This is a genomic window from Neisseria cinerea (genome assembly GCF_900475315.1).
In the GTDB taxonomy this organism is placed as follows: domain Bacteria; phylum Pseudomonadota; class Gammaproteobacteria; order Burkholderiales; family Neisseriaceae; genus Neisseria; species Neisseria cinerea.
This window is the reverse complement of the sequence record NZ_LS483369.1, coordinates 1,436,316-1,453,275: the sequence shown is the minus strand read 5'-3', so window position 1 is coordinate 1,453,275 and position 16,960 is coordinate 1,436,316. Positions and strand designations below refer to the sequence as shown.

The following is a 16,960-nucleotide window of genomic DNA, read 5'->3' as shown; positions in this document are numbered from 1 at the left end:
TCCGAAATGTCCGACAACTGCCTCGACGCCGCCCGCCGCCATTCCCTGTTCCTCGCCCGCCAGCTCGACAACGGCAAACTCAAGCTCGAAATCTTCCTGCTCATGCTGGACAAGGTGTTGACCGAAGCTGATTTTCAAGCTTTTGCCGATTGGGACAAAATCCGCGCGGAAGAAAACGAGGAAGAATTGGCGCGGCAGTTGCGCGAGTTGCGCCGTTATGTGGTGTCGCAGATTATCGTGCGCGATATAAACCGCATCAGCGATTTGAACGAAGTAACCCGCACGATTACGCTGTTTGCCGATTTTGCCGTCAATACCGCGCTGGATTTCGCCTACGCCTATTATCAGGATATGTACGGCACACCGATTGGGCGTTATACGAAATCGCCGCAGCATTTGAGCGTGGTGGCGATGGGCAAGGCGGGCGGCTATGAGTTGAACGTGTCTTCCGACATCGATTTGATTTTCATCTATCCCGAATCGGGCGACACCGACGGCAGGCGCGAACGGGGTAATCAGGAATTTTTCACCAAAGTCGGGCAGAAACTGATTGCGCTGCTGAACGACATTACCGCCGACGGGCAGGTGTTCCGCGTCGATATGCGGCTGCGGCCGGACGGCGATTCGGGCGCGCTAGTATTGAGCGAAACCGCGCTGGAGCAATACCTGATTACGCAGGGGCGCGAATGGGAACGCTATGCGTGGTGCAAAGGACGCGTGGTTACGCCGTATCCAAACGACATCAAATCGCTGGTGCGTCCCTTCGTATTCCGCAAATATCTGGATTACAGCGCGTATGAGGCAATGCGCAACCTACACCGCCAAATCCGCAGCGAAGTCAGCAAAAAAGGCATGGCGGACAACATCAAACTCGGCGCGGGCGGCATCCGCGAAGTCGAATTTATCGCCCAGATTTTTCAGATGATACGCGGCGGGCAAATGCGCGCGCTGCAACTGAAAGGCACGCAGGAAACGCTGAAAAAACTTGCCGAGCTGGGCATCATACCGTCTGAAAACGTCGAAACCCTGCTTGCCGCCTACCGCTTCCTGCGCGACGTCGAACACCGCCTGCAATACTGGGACGACCAGCAAACCCAAACCCTGCCCTCCTCGCCCGAACAGAAACAACTGCTTGCCGAAAGTATGGGTTTCGACAGCTACGCCGCCTTTTCAGACGACCTCAACGTTCATCGTAACAAGGTCAATCAGTTGTTCAACGAAATTTTGAGCGAACCCGAAGAGCAAACACAGGACAACAGCGAATGGCAATGGGCATGGCAGGACAAACCCGACGAAGAAGAGCGGCAAGGTCGTCTGAGAGAACACGGGTTCGATGCCGAAACCATCGCCGCAAGGCTCGACCAAATCCGGCACGGTCATAAATACCGCCACCTCTCCGCACACGCTCAGCCGCGTTTTGACGCCATTGTGCCGCTGTTCGTACAGGCGGCGGCAGAGCAACCCAATCCGACCGATACATTAATGCGGCTGTTTGATTTCCTCGAAAACATCAGCCGCCGCTCCGCCTATCTCGCCTTCCTCAACGAACATCCGCAAACCTTGGCGCAACTCGCGCAGATTATGAGCCAAAGCTCATGGGTGGCGGCGTATCTGAGCAAATATCCGATTCTGCTGGACGAACTCATCAGCGCGCAGCTTTTGGATACCGCGTTCGACTGGCAAGCCCTCGCCGCCGCCCTTTCAGACGACCTCAAAGCCTGCGGCGGCGACACCGAAGCGCAAATGGACACCCTGCGCCGCTTCCAGCACGCCCAAGTCTTCCGCCTCGCCGTCCAAGACCTCGCCGGACTGTGGACAGTAGAATCCCTCTCCGACCAACTTTCCGCCCTCGCCGACACCATCCTCGCCGCCGCCCTGCCGTGCGCATGGGCGGACATGCCCAAAAAACACCGCGACACCCCGCAATTCGCCATCGTCGGTTACGGCAAACTTGGCGGCAAAGAACTCGGCTACGCCTCCGACCTCGACCTCGTCTACCTCTACGACGATCCCCATCCCGATGCAGGTGACGTATACAGCCGCCTTGCCCGCCGCCTGACCAACTGGCTTTCCGCCGCCACTGGCGCAGGCAGCCTCTACGAAACCGACCTGCGCCTGCGCCCCAACGGCGACGCCGGCTTCCTCGCCCACAGTATCGCCGCCTTCAAAAAATACCAGCGCGAAAACGCATGGACATGGGAACACCAGTCCCTTACCCGTGCCCGCTTCATATGCGGCACACCCGAAATTCAGACGGCCTTCGACCGCATCCGCACCGAAATCCTCACCGCCGAGCGCGACCACACCGCCTTGGCAGGCGAAATCATCGAAATGCGCGAAAAAATGTTCCCCACCCATCCGCCGATTGACAGCAACGTCAAATACGCACGTGGCGGCGTGGTCGACGTCGAATTTATCGTCCAATACCTCATCCTTGCCCATGCCCGAAAATATCCGCAACTTCTCGACAACTACGGCAACATCGCCCTCTTGAACATTGCCGCCGACTGCAGCCTTATCGACAAAAACCTCGCCGAACAAAGCCGCACCGCCTACCGCTTCTACCGCCAGCAGCAACACAACACCAAACTGCGCGACGCGGAAAAAACCGAAGTAAGCGACGAATTGCTGTCCCACTACGGCAATGTCAGGAAATTGTGGCGGGAAGTGTTCGGCGAAGAAGCGGCAACCGCCTGAACAAAAAATGCCGTCTGAAACCTGACAATTCGGGTTTCAGACGGCATTTGTTTTTGGTTGTGTCTGAACAATCGGTACGATTTCGGTTGTTTGCAAAGTGAAAGGCGGTTATTCCTATGTTCAGGCGGCAAACCAGCCCGTATCCTGCCGATGCGTCCGTCCAAATCGGTTTGGAACGCCTCAATGTGATATCCGCCTATCAAGGTTTTGCGTGCGTGTGTCGGCGAGGGCTTTGCCAAAACCGAAATCAAAATCAAGTTGTCAGACATCCTTCCGTTTCTATTAAAATAGCGCATTCCACTTTTCAGACGGCATCCCTATGTTTCCCAACGAATCCGCTCCCAATCTGCTGCAAGGCTTGAACCCTGAACAACTTTCCGCCGTAACCTGGCCGCCGCAATCCGCCCTCGTTTTGGCGGGCGCGGGCAGCGGCAAAACGCGCGTGCTGACCACGCGTATCGCATGGCTTTTGCAAAGCGGACAAGCCAGCGTACACAGCATTATGGCGGTAACGTTTACCAACAAAGCTGCCAAAGAAATGCAAACCCGACTCGGCGCGATGATTCCCGTCAACGTCCGCGCCATGTGGCTCGGCACGTTTCACGGCCTCTGCCACCGCTTTTTGCGCCTGCACCACCGCGACGCAGGCCTGCCCTCCTCCTTCCAAATCCTCGACAGCGGCGACCAGCTTTCCCTGATCAAACGCCTGCTCAAAAGCCTCAACATCGCCGAAGAAATCATCGCGCCGCGTTCGCTGCAAGGCTTTATCAACGCGCAAAAAGAATCCGGTTTACGCGCTTCCGTCTTGAGCGCGCCCGATCCGCACACGCGCCGCATGATTGAGTGCTACGCCGAATACGACAAAATCTGCCAACGCGAAGGCGTGGTCGATTTTGCCGAACTCATGCTCCGCAGCTACGAAATGCTGCAAAGCAACGAAATCCTGCGCCAACATTATCAAAACCGCTTCAATCACATTCTGGTCGACGAGTTCCAAGACACCAACAAACTGCAATACGCCTGGCTCAAACTCATGGCGGGCGGCAACGCGGCAGTGTTTGCCGTCGGCGACGACGACCAAAGCATCTACCGGTTCCGCGGCGCGCACGTCGGCAACATGACCGCGCTGATGGAAGAGTTCCACATCGACGCGCCCGTCAAACTCGAACAAAACTACCGCTCCGTCGGCAACATCCTCGCCGCCGCCAACGCCGTCATTGAAAACAACGACGAACGCCTCGGCAAAAACCTGTGCACCGACGCCGAAGCAGGCGACAAAATCCGCTACTACTCCGCCTTTACCGACCTTGAAGAAGCCCAATTCATCGTTGACGAAACCAAAGCCCTCGAACGCGAAGGCTGGGATTTGGACGAAATCGCCGTCCTCTACCGCAGCAACGCCCAATCCCGCGTTATCGAACAAAGCCTGTTCCGCAGCGGCATCCCCTACAAAATCTACGGCGGCCTGCGCTTTTACGAACGCCAAGAAATCAAACACGCGCTCGCCTACCTGCGCCTCGCCGTCAATCCCGACGACGACAACGCCCTCTTGCGCGTCATCAACTTCCCACCGCGCGGCATCGGCGCACGCACCATCGAAAACCTTCAGACGGCCTCAAACGAACAAGGCATTACCCTCTGGCAGGCAGCCTGCAATGCCGGCGCAAAAGCCACCAAAATCGCCGCCTTCGTCCGCCTGATTGAAGCCCTGCGCAACCAAGTCGGACAAATGCCCCTATCCGAAATCATCGTCGGCATCCTCAAAGACAGCGGCCTAACCGAACACTACCAAACCCAAAAAGGCGACAACCAAGACCGCCTCGACAACCTTGACGAACTCGTCAACGCTGCCATCGAGTTCAAACCCGAAGACAGCAACTTCGAAACTCTGCCTGAAAACATTTCAGACGACCTCGCCTTCCCCATCCTCGCCTTCTTAAGCAACGCCGCCCTCGAATCCGGCGAAAACCAAGCAGGTGCAGGCGAAAAAGCCGTCCAACTGATGACCGTCCACGCCTCCAAAGGCTTGGAATTTAACGCCGTATTCCTCACCGGCATGGAAGAAGGCCGCTTCCCCAGCGAAATGAGCCTTACTGAACGCGGCGGCCTCGAAGAAGAACGCCGCCTCATGTACGTCGCCATCACCCGCGCCCGCAAACGCCTCTACATCACCATGGCGCAACAACGTATGCTACATGGACAAACCCAATTCGGCATCGTCTCCCGCTTCGTCGAAGAAATTCCGCCCGAAGTATTGCACTACCTGTCCGTCAAAAAACCGGCCTACGACAGCTACGGCAACACGCGCCAAACCGCTACGTTCAAAGACAAAATCATCGACGACTTCAAACAGCCGCAAACCTACGCAGGCTTCCGCATCGGCCAAAACGTCCGCCACGCCAAATTCGGCACCGGCGTCATCATCGATGCCGTAGACAAAGGCGAATCCGCCCGACTGACCATCAACTTCGGCAAACAGGGCGTAAAAGAGCTGGACACCAAGTTTGCGAAATTGGAAGAGATTTGAATTTAAAATGCGGACCGGATATTTGTATCCGACAAAAATATTTGACGCGTTTATCGTTTCCGAAATGCCGCTGTTAGAAAATGTCGGATTCGAGAATCCGACCTACGGCTGCATAACCATTTAGTTAGATGTATCCATTAGATTATATGCTTCAATTAAATGTTGTTCTAGCTCTTGCACTAATTGAGGATTGCGAATTCCTGACACAATCTCAAATTCTTCTGCATCTATGCAAACACCTGCATAAATTTCAATAACAAGGGAACGCAATAATTGAAGCTCTTCTCTTGTTAAAGAAATAATAATGTTATCACCTTTGTAATTGATTATATTCATAATAATTTTATTTTTGCTTGTCAAAGTAAGTTTTGACTAAGGTTGGTCTAAATGCAGTTCCACCATCTGGGTCTTTGGGATTTCTAATTACAACCGTTCCAGACTTATCATCCCAAATTGCTCTTATGTGTTTGGATTGTAATCTTCGAATTCCCAAGAAAAAAATCGTAATAAGTTTGAAAGTGTCAAATCCCAAGTTTCTTTTGAACAATATTCTAATATTTTATCAATTTCACTTTTAATAATCTTATGATCAAACTGTTCTAATATTAATGCATTAGACCAAAAAAAACCTTCTTTATTACAATGATGGGAAATCCATTTAGGAGAACAAATGCAAAGTGAAAAAATAGATGAGCCTTGTTCTCCTTCGATTCCGATATCCAAATCTATCCATCTATGAAAATTATCTGGAATTTCTGGGGTAAATTTTTCAAAATCAATATCATATAAATTTATGCTTTTTAAATCCAATTTAATCATTTTATATTCAAATGTCCATTAGTTAAGGTTTTTCCATCAACACTTCTAGTAACAAAATTAGCTTGCACTCCCGTTGGGTTAAGTGATTCAGGGGTGTTTGATTTTGTAGTTGGAGGACGATATAGCCTTGTGCCATCTGCACTTAACATACATCCTTGACAAGATGGACTATTAACTGGTTTGGCTCCGTCTCCAACCCAAATTTTTCCTAACTGTTCAGCCTCTTGACGAGTTGCAGAACCAATACCAAAATTAATTTCTCCCTTTTTATTTGGTTGTATTGTTTTCCAATCATTTACAGCACTTGCTAATCTTGAATCTTGTGCAGCAATGTTTTTTAAGTTTTGCTCAGTTAATTGATTAACTAATTGAGGATAAGTTGCAGCATTGGCTTTTCCTTCCGACGTTATAGATTTAGGCGGTCTATTCCCACCGGTCATCTCCCCATCTAAAGTCTGCATAGGTCGGGCAGCAGGTGTTTTATAGCCGGTATTTTTAACCCAATCCCATTTAGTCGGGTTAAGTTCTACTTTTTTACCTCTCCAAACCGTACCTGCGGCCTCTGCTACGGAAAGGGCAGTTTGGGCTGTTGCAGTTATATTCGGATGGGCATCAGCCCATTGTTTGGCAGAGTTGATACCGTCTTTTACCGCAAAAGCACTGTCCTGTAATAGGCTCGCGGCAGCAAGTTGTGCTTCCGGACTTAAATTTCCTAAATCATTAATACCTTGTAAAGTTCGCTGTGCAGAGATGTAGGTCGGATATTTGTATCCGACAAAATATTTGACGCGTCTATCGTTTCCGAAAAAACGCTGTTGGAAAATGTCGGATTCGAGAATCCGACCTACGGCTGCTTCTCTGTCTAAATAAAATCTTACGATAAGTTTTTGTCTAATTTCATCAAATTCTGCCGTAATTAATCTTATATTGATATGAATACACGGTTCATACCTGCTATTAACCAGTCAGGTGTAGTTGGATGGGGATTCATTTTTAATAATATCTTCAAGCAAGTGAAATGTAAGAAAAGCGTAGATACTTGAAGGCCGGCTATCTGATTGGCAAAAAGAAATTTCGGAGATAAAGAATTTCCGTTTATATTTCTCATAAATTAAATCAACACCTTGTTTTGCATAAAAACTAACTTCCTCAGGAAGGATATTTATAACATTCTCTCCTTTTACTTTTATAGTTAATAGTTTGATTTTTATATTTTCATGAATATCTGATAGGATTATTTCTAAAAAATTATTTTTATTTCCAGTCATTCTGGCTATTTTATGTATATTTCCATTGTGTTCGATTATCATTTTATTTTTTCCAAGGATTTCCTTCTATATTGATAGTTTATCTAAAGATTTCATTTAAAATATCCTGACTAATTTCTTGTTTATATAATTCTACAATTTTCTGTTTCTGTGTATTTGTATAAAATTTTTCGTTGGTATCTGCTTGATATTTTAATTGTCTCAATATTTCCATGATTTCATATTCTGATTTTTCATCATATTCTTCAATCATGTAATCAACAAATTGTTTTAGAATATCAAAGGCTTCGTAACTTTCCAAAATTTTAATATGTTTATCGGCAAAATTGGACATATACCATTCGTCAGTGATTGGATTAGTATTTAAATCATCTAAAAAAACATTTACATCATCTAAAAACATGACTAATCCTTAAACTTAAAATCTGTTTTTTCACCGGTTCTTGTGTTTTCAATGTAATGTATCTCAATTTTGTTTACGTTTTGAACACGCTTAACCCAACCGTCTTTTGCTAACCAACCATTTTTAGTATCGGACATAGGAGGTATTCTCGCAGGAGTTTTGCCCTGTGGGTTTGCCTTAACTTCTTCCATTGCTAATTGTTCCTTTAAATTATTAGGTATTGTACGACCGGTTGATTTTTCAACAGATTGTGTCCCTATTTTTAATGATTTGTTTCCCCCAGCCATCTCCCCATCTAAAGTCTGCATAGGTCGGGCAGCAGGTGTTTTATAGCCGGTATTTTTAACCCAATCCCATTTAGTCGGGTTAAGTTCTACTTTTTTACCTCCCCAAACCGTACCTGCAGCTTCTGCTATGGAAAGGGCAGTTTGGGCAGTAGCTGTAATGTTCGGATGGGCATCTGCCCATTGTTTGGCAGAGTTAATACTGTCCTTAACCGCAAAAGCACTGTCTTGTAATGTGGTTGCAGCCGCAAGTTGTGCTGCGGGACTTAAATTTCCTAAATCATTAATATCTTGTAAAGTTTTCTGTGCTGCCGCATCGGTTACCGGGTTTACCGCGCTGTCGATAATTGCCCCAATCCCTACTCCTTGAAAACCCATTAAAAAAGGATTGACTGCGCCTTGGACGATGCTGCGAATATCATCCATACGGTTACCCCACCAATTTTTATTGGGGTCGTTTTCCCATATTAGCTTTCCTGCCTCATCCACACGGCTGAAAAAACCAGAAGCGGCATAAGGTGCTGTAATCGGGGATGCTTAGTTCATCAAAACGGCAAAACAGGTTGAAATCGGTGCGGGTGATGAGTACGGTGTTGCTCCTTATGCCGATTTTGTCCGCCTACTACAAGGCGGTTTACCCACTGAAAGGCAAAATGCCGTCTGAACATCGTTCAGACGGCATTTTCAAATGGAAGGCAATATAGTCGGCATATGAAAAATTGATGTATAAGGCAGGATGGGTTTAGGCTTATTAATCTCCATATAATAAATGGCCGTCTGAAGCCTATATGCGACTATATCTGCCAGTCCTAGGGCAATCAGCAGTGAACCAGTGTGCCCTCGTCTTCGCCGGTAATAACGCGTTTGAGCGAGCCTTCTTTAGCAATGCCGAATACTACAATATTGAGCTTGCGTTCGCGACAGAGGGCGAAAGCGGTGGCGTCCATCACTTTGAGGTTTTTCAACAAGGCTTCATCAAAAGTAATGGTTTCGTAGCGTGTTGCAGATGGGTCTTTTTTCGGGTCTGCGGTGTACACGCCGTCAACGTTGGTGGCTTTGAGCATCACGTCGCAGTTCATTTCCGCACCACGCAATGCGGCGGCAGTGTCGGTCGTGAAGAACGGATTACCGGTACCGGCGGCAAAAATCACGACTTTGCCTTCTTCCAAATATTGAATGGCTTTGGGACGGGCGTAAGTTTCAGCGATTTGCTGCATAGACAGTGCGGATTGTACGCGCGCTTTGATGCCCAAAGTTTCAAATGCGTCTTTGAGTGCCAAGGCGTTCATCACGGTTGCCATCATGCCCATGTAGTCGGCAGTGGCGCGGTCCATGCTGCCTGCTTGGGCGGATACGCCGCGGAAAATGTTACCGCCGCCGACAACGATACCGACTTGCACGCCCATTTTAACGACTTCGGTAATTTCGCCGACAGTTTGAACGATGGTATCGTGATTGATGCCGAACGGATCAGAACCCATCAGGGATTCGCCGGAGAGTTTCAGTAATACGCGTTTGTATTTGATTTGTTGTGTCATGGGATACCTTGCTTTCTTGAATGTCGTCGGTCGGAGTTTGGGCCGTCTGAATTTTCAAACGGTCGGATTACAATGATATGGTGTGTCGTTCTATTATTGTTTTGGTTTTCAGACAGCCTGAATATTCGGCCGTCTTAAAATAGGTACCGTAAACGGTTTTCTCAAAAAAAAGCACCCTGATTCGTTTGGAATCCAGGTGCTTTCTTTTTCATAAGTGCCTTACACTTTAGCAGCGGCGGCAACTTCGGCTGCGTAGTCAACAACGGCTTTTTCGATACCGTCGCCTACTTTGTAGCGTACGAAGCTAACCACTTCAGTGCCGTTTTCTTTAGCGAATTGGGCAACAGTTTGGTCAGGGTTCATCACGAATGCTTGGCCGTTCAGAGTGATTTCAGCCAAGAATTTGCGGATACGGCCTTCAACCATTTTAGCGGCGATGTCGGCAGGTTTGCCGGAAGCGATAGCTTGTTCGGTGTAGATGTGGCGTTCTTTTTCAACGGTTTCAGCATCTACTTCGGCTTCGCTTACGCATTGTGGTTTAGCGGCAACGATGTGCATACCGATTTTGCGTGCTACATCTTCAGAGCCTTTGTACTCAACCAATACGCCTTCGGTAGCCAAAGCACCGTGGATGTAGGCAACCAGTTGGTTGGCAGTGTCGATCACTTGGAAGCGGCGAACAGACATGTTCTCGCCCAATTTAGCGATGATGGCTTTGCGTTCTGCTTCAACCAGTTCGCTCAGTTCTTCAACAGAAGCCGGTTTTTTCTCGGCGGCAGTTTTCGCAACGAAGTTGGCAAATTCTACGAAGCCGGTGTCTTTAGCAACGAAGTCGGTTTCGCAGTTTACTTCAACCAATGCGCCGACATTGCCGTTGATCGCGTAAGCCAATACGCCTTCGGCAGCAGTACGGCCAGCCAGTTTACCGGCTTTCGCACCAGATTTAATACGCAGGATTTCTTCGGCTTTGTCGAAGTTGCCTTCAGCTTCAACCAAGGCTTTTTTGCATTCCATCATGCCCAGGCCGGTAGCGGCGCGCAGGTCGGCAACCATTTTTGCAGTAATTTCTGCCATTTTGAATCTCCTAGATTTTTGGGAACACGGTGATTGCCGTGTTTGGAAATAGTGGCCGTCTGAAACGGATTTCAGAACGGGATTTGAGAAAAGGGGCATAACGCCCCTCTTCTGTGTACCGAATTACTCGGCAGCAGCTTCTTGGGTAGCGGCTACAGTTTCTTGCAGCGCTTGGTTTTTGCCTTCCAAAACTGCGTCAGCGATGCCGCGGCAGTACAGGCGGATAGCTTTAGCGGAGTCATCGTTACCAGGGATAACGTATTTCACGCCGTCAGGGCTATTGTTGGTATCGACTACGGCGATAACAGGGATGCCCAATTTTTCAGCTTCAACCAGAGTACCTTTTTGGTAGCCGGTATCGATAACGAAAATCGCGTCAGGCAGGCCTTTCATGTTTTTGATACCGCCCAAAGAACGTTCCAGTTTTTCAACGTCGCGTTGCATTTCCAGAATTTCTTTTTTATTGAAACCGCCTTCGGCAGCGTTTTCCAAGGCAGCAGTTTTTTCTTCCAGGCGTTTGATGGATTGCTTAACGGTTTTGTAGTTAGTCAGCATACCACCCAACCAGCGGTAATCAACGAAAGGCATACCGGCACGGGTAGCTTCTTCGCGGATGATTTCGCGGGCTTGGCGTTTGGTACCTACGAACAATACTGTACCTTTGTTGGCAACCAGACGACGTACGGCTTCTTGCGCCTCTTGGAACATCGGCAGGGTTTTTTCCAAGTTTACGATATGGATTTTGTTGCGCGCACCGAAAATGTATTGAGCCATTTTCGGGTTCCAGAAACGGGTTTGGTGACCGAAGTGAACACCGGCTTCAATCATCTGACGCATAGTAATTTGAGACATGTTATTTCCTTGAAAGGGTTAAAGAGCACACATTCAATCGCATAGAACTTGATAGGCTGCGCCTATTGTCAAGCACCCTTCGGCGAAAGTGGGCATAAGTTTTAAAAAATAAAAGAGTGTTTCCGAAATGGAAAACTGATGGATTATAGCGGATAAGAGGCCGTCTGAAAAGGGATTTTATGCACTGCCGCTGTGTTTGCCGCCTTCTTGTCCGGCTGCGCGGCGGCTTTGTTCGAATGCTTCTTTTTCCTGTTGCTTCATCAGGCGGTTGCGGCGGCGGACGGTTACGACGAAGACCGTGAATACAGTGGGCAACACTGCCCAAAAAACCAAATAAATCAACGCGCGCACGATGCTGGGTTGGGCGGCGGAATACATGACGGCGACGAAGAGGTAGCCGATAAGGACGATATGCCACATGGCGGAATCCTGTTTCGAGGTTAACAGAGTGTTTATAATCGCCGTATTCTACAACAACACTTAAAAGGCCGTCTGAAATGAGGAATGAGGAAAAACACGCCCTGCGCCGAGAATTGCGTCGTGCCCGCGCGCAGATGGGGCATCAAGGGCGGTTGGCGGCAGGGCAAACGATTAACCGCCTGCTTAAACGTTATATCAAGAAGGGGCGGAAAATCGGCGTGTATTGGCCGATGGGCAACGAACTGCGGCTGGACGGGTTTGTCCACGCGGCGCAAAAACGCGGGGCCAAACTTTATCTGCCTTATATCGAACCGCGTTTGCGGCGGATGTGGTTTACGCCTTATCCTGCCGACGAGACGAAACAAGAACGCAAGCGCGGTAGGGCGAAGCTGCATGTCCCTCAGTTTGCAGGTCGGAAAAGGCGTGTGCATGATTTGAACCTCCTGCTTGTACCAGTGGTCGGTATGGACAGGCTGGGCTATCGCTTGGGACAGGCAGGCGGCTACTACGATGCGACGCTTGCGGCTATGAAATACCGTTTGCAGGCAAAAACTGTGGGCGTGGGCTTTGCCTGCCAGTTGGTGGACAGACTGCCGGTCGAGGAGCACGACCGGCCTTTGGGCGGGTTTGTTTCGGAAGCGGGAGTATTGTGCTTTTAGGTGTTCAGACGGCATTTTGAACGGAAATGCCGTCTGAAGGCGGAATATTGGGAGAAAAGGATGTCGGAAAGGATAATACTGCCGGTCTTGTCATTGGGCGGCGTTCGGCTCGAACCGTTGGATGTGCATCATGAAACGGGTTTGCGCGAGGCGGTTTGCGATGGGGAGGTTTGGAAGCTGAGGGTAACGTCCGCACCTCATCCGGATAGGGTGGCAGACTATATCGGGACAGCATTGGCAACGCGTTTGGCGTTTGCTGTTGTCGATGAAGAGGAGGACAGGGTGGTCGGGACAACGGCGTATTATCATTTTGAGCCGCAGATTCCGCGTTTGGACATTGGGTTTACATGGTATGCGGCATCGGCACAACGGACACGGATAAACACCTGTTGCAAAATCATGTTGTTGGATTACGCGTTTGATGTTTTGTCATGTTGCTGCGTAGGGTGGCGTACAGATATCTTAAACCGTGATTCTCAACGGGCCATCGAACGGTTGGGTGCGGAAAAAGACGGCGTGCTGCGTATGCATATGCTCCGCAAAGACGGCAGTGTGCGCGATACGGTTGTATACAGCATGCTGAGGGAAGATTGGTGCAGAAACAGGGAAATCCTGACCGGCAGGTTGGCGGGATACGGCGTGCAGGTGTGAGGCAGTATTTTTAAATTGAAGAAACTTAACACAAGATGCTGACAATTTTTAAAAAATTAATATATAAATAGCTTTGATTGTTTATTTTATAAAAATTTGATATATATAAATAAATAACTATTTTTATTTTTTATTTCCTAGTCTTTACCCTAGTGCTTGGCAGAAAATCTTTGCATTTCTCAGTAAAATCCACTAAATTCACGATAACATATTATAAGCACCTGAAGCGGTGTCAGAAACCATACTTGCAACGCATTCCTAACCAAAAAAAAACAGTGTATTCGGACACACACCATTGCTAGTTTTCTCTGCTTCCACAAGTCAGGCGTTTGTAGTAAGACGAATAATCATAAGGGCAGGATATGCCTGTTTTCTAGGAGTAGAACCATGGCTGAAGCAACAGACGTTGTGTTGGTGGGTGGAGGTATCATGAGCGCCACTTTGGGCGTGTTGTTGAAGGAACTCGAACCGTCTTGGGAAATTACCCTGATTGAACGGCTGGAAGATGTGGCTTTGGAGTCTTCGAATGCATGGAATAATGCGGGTACGGGGCATTCCGCCCTGTGCGAGCTGAATTACGCGCCGTTGGGTGCAAATGGGATTATCGATCCGACGCGTGCCCTCAATATTGCCGAACAGTTCCATGTCAGCCGCCAGTTTTGGGCGACGTTGGTTGCGGAAGGCAAGTTGGAAGACAATTCTTTCGTCAATGCCGTGCCGCATATGTCTTTGGTGATGAATGAAGACCATTGTTCTTATCTTCAAAAACGTTATGACGCGTTTAAAACCCAAAAACTTTTTGAAAATATGGAATTTTCTACCGATCGGAACAAGATTTCCGATTGGGCTCCGCTGATTATGCGCGGCCGGGACGACAGTCAGCCTGTCGCAGCAAACTTCTCCGCAGAAGGTACGGATGTCGATTTCGGCATGTTGACGCGGCAAATGGTGGGATATTTGCAGAAGAAAGGTGTGAAAACCGAGTTCGGGCAACACGTTGAGAGTATCAAACGTCAAAACGACGGTACATGGGAAATCAAAACGTCGCATATGAACAAACAGGAAGGCTTGGTTTTAAGGACGAGATTCCTGTTTCTCGGTGCAGGCGGCGGCGCACTGACCCTGTTGCAAAAGTCCGGAATTCCCGAGGGAAAAGGTTACGGCGGTTTTCCTGTTTCCGGCCTGTTTTTTAGAAACAGCAACCCGGAAACTGTCGCACAGCATAATGCAAAAGTTTATGGTCAGGCATCTGTCGGCGCGCCGCCGATGTCGGTTCCGCATTTGGATACACGCAATGTTAACGGTCAGCGTCATTTAATGTTCGGTCCGTATGCAGGTTTCCGTCCCAATTTCCTCAAGCAGGGTTCGCTGATGGATTTGCCGCTGTCCATCCATAGGGACAATATTTATCCGATGATGTGTGCAGGTTGGGCCAACCTGCCGTTGACTAAATACCTGCTGGGCGAATTGCGTAAAACCAAAGAACAACGCTTCGCTTCGTTGAAAGACTATTATCCTGAAGCAAATCCTGACGACTGGGAACTGATTACTGCGGGACAGCGTGTCCAAGTGATTAAGAAAGACGCGAAAAAAGGCGGCGTATTGCAGTTTGGTACGGAGATTGTCGCCCATGCCGACGGCTCGCTTGCCGCACTGTTGGGTGCCTCACCGGGTGCTTCGACTGCCGTACCGCTGATGATCCGTCTTATGCACCAATGTTTTCCCGAGCGTGCACAATCTTGGAAATGCCGTCTGAAAGAATTGGTGCCCGGTTACGGTATCAAGTTGAACGATAACTCCGGAATGGCTGATGAGATTATTGCTTATACTGCTAAGATTCTGGGTATTTGATTTGTAATATAAAAAAACAGCGTTTTCATTTTTGAAAACGCTGTTTTTTGTTGTCTTATTAACGTGGAGAACAGTCTTTGAAGACAATTTGGTTGTCAGGTGCGGTAATCATAATAGGTTGTTTGCGGTAGGATTTGCTGTCCATTGCGCCGGTGCTCAGCACATAACCGCCTTCTTTGCCGTAGAACGTGTCCATATTGTCGGATTTATCCAAATTGATGGGCATTTGGACTTGTTTGCCTTTGATGGCGGCAGAAGCGTATGTGGTCAGACCTTGTTTGTTGAAGCCGTAGGTTACTTTGACTTTTTTACCTTGCTGGCAGACGTAGCTGACGGTTTTTTTTGCAACGGTGGGGTTGCTTGTGCCGGCTGCAGCAGCCATGCCGCTGAGGGCAAGTGCGGAAGACAGGATTACGGTGGTCAGGAGTTTCATTTTTATTCCTTTGGATGATGGTGAAAGTTTTGCCCGTTGTGGACAATTAATATTCTAATGTCAGAATATTCTGAAATAAACAGAAAATTGGATAAAGTTTGTAAAAAGGATGAAGTGGATAGTTTGGCTGTTTAAAGTAGGGTGGCAGTGGGTATGGCGGCGGGGATTTTTGTATTTGAGACGGTATTCTAAGGTTTGGGGAAGCGGAAGAAGAAGCCTCCGAAAATCCGGAGGCTTTTGTTAAGTATTATTTTTTTCTTTCAGACTTGGTCTGTTTGGACAATTCGGCATAAAGCTCGGGATTGTGTTTTTTTAATAGTGCGGCGATTTCCAAGTCTTTCTTGTTAACCTTCGACAGTTCGATACGTTCGATGTGTACAAGGCGGAGCAGCTCGCGTACGGGCTTAGGCATCTTGCGTCCGGTTTCGTAGCGGGAACCGCCGGATTGCGTTACACCGACCTTGCCCCAGAAATCTATCTGGTTAAGCCCGGTTTTTTTGCGGATTTCTTTAACGTCTTCAATCTCTTCAAATACTTTCATGGGAATTCCTTTTAAAGTTTGTTTTGTTGTCGCGTAAATTTTAATTTGCTTTATTTTTGTAATGTGTCGAGTCAAGCCTGTTTTTATATTGTATATTATATCTGCCGTTTCTTCAGACGGCATTGTTTGTTTTTATAGGGGGGTTAGGGTTTGCCGGTGACCGGGCTGACGGTAAGGATTTCATGGCCGGTTTCGGTAACGAGGACTTCGTGTTCCCATTGGGCGGAGAGGGAGCGGTCTTTAGTTACGACCGTCCAGCCGTCATTGAGGATGCGCAGGTGGCGTTTCCCTTGGTTAATCATGGGTTCGATAGTGAAAATCATGCCCGGTTTTAGAACGGGGCCTTGTCCTTTTTGTCCGTAGTGCAGGACTTGCGGGGCTTCATGGAAGCCGCGTCCGATACCGTGGCCACAGAATTCTTGTACAACCGAATAACCTGCATTTTCGGCAACCTGTTGGCAGGCGTAACCTACGTCGCCCAGTGTTGCGCCGGGTTTGACGGCTTCTATGCCCGCCATCATGGAGGCGTGGGTTACGTCAATCAGCCGTTGGGCGATGGGGGAAACTTTGCCGACGGTAAACATACGGCTGGAGTCTCCGTGGAAACCGTCTTTTTTGATGGTGAGGTCGATGTTGATAATATCGCCTTCTTTGAGGGGTTTGTCGTCGGGAATGCCGTGGCAAATGACGTGGTTGACGGAGGTGCAGCAGGATTTGGGGTAGGGCGGGTTGCCGTAGTGGAGGGGGGCGGGGTAGCCGCCTTGGACGTTGACGTGGTAGTCGTAAACGAGTTTGTCGATTTCGTTGGTGGTTACGCCGGGTTTGACGAATTGTCCGATGTAGTCGAGGGCTTCGGCAACGAGGCGGCCGAGTTCGCGCATTTTTTCGATTTCTTCGGGTGTCTTGATGATAATGCCGTTCATGATGATTCCTTGGGTTTCCG

General features: G+C 48.7%; 19 protein-coding genes and 2 pseudogenes. 6 read left to right on the top strand and 15 right to left on the bottom strand.

Annotation, left to right across the window (positions count from 1 at the left end):
- Window positions 1-6 precede the first annotated feature (6 nt).
- Window positions 7-2,697, top strand: a complete 2,691-nt coding sequence (glnE, locus tag DQM57_RS07550) for a bifunctional [glutamate--ammonia ligase]-adenylyl-L-tyrosine phosphorylase/[glutamate--ammonia-ligase] adenylyltransferase (RefSeq protein WP_111727414.1) — start codon at window positions 7-9, stop codon at window positions 2,695-2,697.
- Here glnE and DQM57_RS07545 read toward each other — a convergent pair.
- Window positions 2,637-2,966, bottom strand: coding sequence for a hypothetical protein (locus DQM57_RS07545; protein ID WP_231992104.1), 330 nt, complete (start codon window positions 2,964-2,966; stop codon window positions 2,637-2,639). The two genes, glnE and DQM57_RS07545, sit on opposite strands and share 61 nt — an antisense overlap.
- A 50-nt stretch (window positions 2,967-3,016) precedes the next feature.
- Between DQM57_RS07545 and uvrD the strand changes: the two genes are divergently transcribed.
- Complete coding sequence (gene uvrD / locus DQM57_RS07540) at window positions 3,017-5,224, top strand: DNA helicase II (protein WP_111727413.1); 2,208 nt, start codon at window positions 3,017-3,019, stop codon at window positions 5,222-5,224.
- 120 nt (window positions 5,225-5,344) lie between these two features.
- Here uvrD and DQM57_RS07535 read toward each other — a convergent pair whose 3' ends face one another.
- The 7 genes and pseudogenes from DQM57_RS07535 to mafB form a co-directional block, all read right to left on the bottom strand.
- Window positions 5,345-5,560, bottom strand: coding sequence for a hypothetical protein (locus DQM57_RS07535; protein WP_111727412.1), 216 nt, complete (start codon window positions 5,558-5,560; stop codon window positions 5,345-5,347).
- A 123-nt stretch (window positions 5,561-5,683) separates the two neighbouring features.
- On the bottom strand, window positions 5,684-6,043 hold the full coding sequence (locus DQM57_RS07525) for an immunity 8 family protein (RefSeq protein WP_002215099.1): 360 nt from the start codon (window positions 6,041-6,043) through the stop codon (window positions 5,684-5,686).
- Window positions 6,040-6,453 (bottom strand): hypothetical protein, encoded by a 414-nt coding sequence (locus DQM57_RS09910; RefSeq protein ID WP_307752918.1) that lies wholly within the window; start codon window positions 6,451-6,453, stop codon window positions 6,040-6,042. The genes DQM57_RS07525 and DQM57_RS09910 overlap by 4 nt, the downstream gene beginning before the upstream one ends.
- Window positions 6,454-6,801: pseudogene (locus tag DQM57_RS09905) on the bottom strand (MafB family polymorphic toxin); the annotation flags it as partial.
- 207 nt (window positions 6,802-7,008) lie between these two features.
- Entirely contained in the window at window positions 7,009-7,353 is a 345-nt protein-coding gene (locus tag DQM57_RS07515; protein WP_003677141.1) for a hypothetical protein, read from the bottom strand.
- A gap of 37 nt (window positions 7,354-7,390) precedes the next feature.
- Window positions 7,391-7,714, bottom strand: coding sequence for a hypothetical protein (locus DQM57_RS07510; RefSeq protein ID WP_002224708.1), 324 nt, complete (start codon window positions 7,712-7,714; stop codon window positions 7,391-7,393).
- A 260-nt stretch (window positions 7,715-7,974) separates the two neighbouring features.
- Window positions 7,975-8,511: pseudogene (mafB, locus tag DQM57_RS07505) on the bottom strand (polymorphic toxin MafB class 3); the annotation flags it as partial.
- 68 nt (window positions 8,512-8,579) lie between these two features.
- Here mafB and DQM57_RS09975 point away from each other — a divergent pair.
- Window positions 8,580-8,702, top strand: coding sequence for a hypothetical protein (locus DQM57_RS09975; protein ID WP_267894424.1), 123 nt, complete (start codon window positions 8,580-8,582; stop codon window positions 8,700-8,702).
- A 114-nt stretch (window positions 8,703-8,816) separates the two neighbouring features.
- Here the strand turns inward: DQM57_RS09975 and pyrH are convergent, their stop codons facing one another.
- The 4 genes from pyrH to DQM57_RS07480 all read right to left on the bottom strand — a co-directional run bounded on the left by pyrH (window position 8,817) and on the right by DQM57_RS07480 (window position 11,882).
- Window positions 8,817-9,536 (bottom strand): UMP kinase, encoded by a 720-nt coding sequence (gene pyrH, locus DQM57_RS07500; protein WP_111727408.1) that lies wholly within the window; start codon window positions 9,534-9,536, stop codon window positions 8,817-8,819.
- 219 nt (window positions 9,537-9,755) lie between these two features.
- Window positions 9,756-10,610, bottom strand: coding sequence for a translation elongation factor Ts (gene tsf / locus DQM57_RS07490; protein ID WP_107997346.1), 855 nt, complete (start codon window positions 10,608-10,610; stop codon window positions 9,756-9,758).
- Window positions 10,611-10,733: 123 nt separating this feature from the next.
- Window positions 10,734-11,462, bottom strand: coding sequence for a 30S ribosomal protein S2 (gene rpsB / locus DQM57_RS07485; protein WP_111727407.1), 729 nt, complete (start codon window positions 11,460-11,462; stop codon window positions 10,734-10,736).
- A gap of 177 nt (window positions 11,463-11,639) precedes the next feature.
- Entirely contained in the window at window positions 11,640-11,882 is a 243-nt protein-coding gene (locus DQM57_RS07480) for a hypothetical protein (protein ID WP_111727406.1), read from the bottom strand.
- A gap of 77 nt (window positions 11,883-11,959) precedes the next feature.
- On the opposite strand from DQM57_RS07480, the gene DQM57_RS07475 reads away from it, so the two are divergent.
- The 3 genes from DQM57_RS07475 (at window position 11,960) to DQM57_RS07465 (ending at window position 15,043) form a co-directional block, all read left to right on the top strand.
- Entirely contained in the window at window positions 11,960-12,541 is a 582-nt protein-coding gene (locus DQM57_RS07475) for a 5-formyltetrahydrofolate cyclo-ligase (RefSeq protein WP_111727405.1), read from the top strand.
- Window positions 12,542-12,601: 60 nt separating this feature from the next.
- Window positions 12,602-13,192 carry a GNAT family N-acetyltransferase gene (locus DQM57_RS07470; RefSeq protein ID WP_111727404.1) on the top strand — a complete coding sequence of 197 codons (591 nt, stop codon included), beginning with the start codon at window positions 12,602-12,604 and terminating at the stop codon, window positions 13,190-13,192.
- 387 nt (window positions 13,193-13,579) lie between these two features.
- Window positions 13,580-15,043 carry a malate:quinone oxidoreductase gene (locus DQM57_RS07465; protein WP_003677153.1) on the top strand — a complete coding sequence of 488 codons (1,464 nt, stop codon included), beginning with the start codon at window positions 13,580-13,582 and terminating at the stop codon, window positions 15,041-15,043.
- Window positions 15,044-15,101: 58 nt separating this feature from the next.
- Here the strand turns inward: DQM57_RS07465 and DQM57_RS07460 are convergent, their stop codons facing one another.
- From DQM57_RS07460 to map, 3 genes are all read right to left on the bottom strand, one after another.
- Window positions 15,102-15,476, bottom strand: a complete 375-nt coding sequence (locus tag DQM57_RS07460) for an ACP-like domain-containing protein (protein WP_003677154.1) — start codon at window positions 15,474-15,476, stop codon at window positions 15,102-15,104.
- A gap of 247 nt (window positions 15,477-15,723) precedes the next feature.
- Entirely contained in the window at window positions 15,724-16,017 is a 294-nt protein-coding gene (locus tag DQM57_RS07455) for a helix-turn-helix domain-containing protein (protein ID WP_039854475.1), read from the bottom strand.
- A 143-nt stretch (window positions 16,018-16,160) separates the two neighbouring features.
- Complete coding sequence (gene map, locus DQM57_RS07450; protein WP_111727403.1) at window positions 16,161-16,940, bottom strand: type I methionyl aminopeptidase; 780 nt, start codon at window positions 16,938-16,940, stop codon at window positions 16,161-16,163.
- Between the last annotated feature and the right edge of the window lie 20 nt (window positions 16,941-16,960).

Coding starts and splice junctions, on each gene's coding strand:
- glnE (WP_111727414.1), top strand. CDS start 7: ATGTCCGACAACTGCCTCGACGCCGCCCGCCGCCATTCCCTGTTCCTC.
- DQM57_RS07545 (WP_231992104.1), bottom strand. CDS start 2,966: ATGTCTGACAACTTGATTTTGATTTCGGTTTTGGCAAAGCCCTCGCCG.
- uvrD (WP_111727413.1), top strand. CDS start 3,017: ATGTTTCCCAACGAATCCGCTCCCAATCTGCTGCAAGGCTTGAACCCT.
- DQM57_RS07535 (WP_111727412.1), bottom strand. CDS start 5,560: ATGAATATAATCAATTACAAAGGTGATAACATTATTATTTCTTTAACA.
- DQM57_RS07525 (WP_002215099.1), bottom strand. CDS start 6,043: ATGATTAAATTGGATTTAAAAAGCATAAATTTATATGATATTGATTTT.
- DQM57_RS07515 (WP_003677141.1), bottom strand. CDS start 7,353: ATGATAATCGAACACAATGGAAATATACATAAAATAGCCAGAATGACT.
- DQM57_RS07510 (WP_002224708.1), bottom strand. CDS start 7,714: ATGTTTTTAGATGATGTAAATGTTTTTTTAGATGATTTAAATACTAAT.
- DQM57_RS09975 (WP_267894424.1), top strand. CDS start 8,580: ATGAGTACGGTGTTGCTCCTTATGCCGATTTTGTCCGCCTACTACAAG.
- pyrH (WP_111727408.1), bottom strand. CDS start 9,536: ATGACACAACAAATCAAATACAAACGCGTATTACTGAAACTCTCCGGC.
- tsf (WP_107997346.1), bottom strand. CDS start 10,610: ATGGCAGAAATTACTGCAAAAATGGTTGCCGACCTGCGCGCCGCTACC.
- rpsB (WP_111727407.1), bottom strand. CDS start 11,462: ATGTCTCAAATTACTATGCGTCAGATGATTGAAGCCGGTGTTCACTTC.
- DQM57_RS07480 (WP_111727406.1), bottom strand. CDS start 11,882: ATGTGGCATATCGTCCTTATCGGCTACCTCTTCGTCGCCGTCATGTAT.
- DQM57_RS07475 (WP_111727405.1), top strand. CDS start 11,960: ATGAGGAATGAGGAAAAACACGCCCTGCGCCGAGAATTGCGTCGTGCC.
- DQM57_RS07470 (WP_111727404.1), top strand. CDS start 12,602: ATGTCGGAAAGGATAATACTGCCGGTCTTGTCATTGGGCGGCGTTCGG.
- DQM57_RS07465 (WP_003677153.1), top strand. CDS start 13,580: ATGGCTGAAGCAACAGACGTTGTGTTGGTGGGTGGAGGTATCATGAGC.
- DQM57_RS07460 (WP_003677154.1), bottom strand. CDS start 15,476: ATGAAACTCCTGACCACCGTAATCCTGTCTTCCGCACTTGCCCTCAGC.
- DQM57_RS07455 (WP_039854475.1), bottom strand. CDS start 16,017: ATGAAAGTATTTGAAGAGATTGAAGACGTTAAAGAAATCCGCAAAAAA.
- map (WP_111727403.1), bottom strand. CDS start 16,940: ATGAACGGCATTATCATCAAGACACCCGAAGAAATCGAAAAAATGCGC.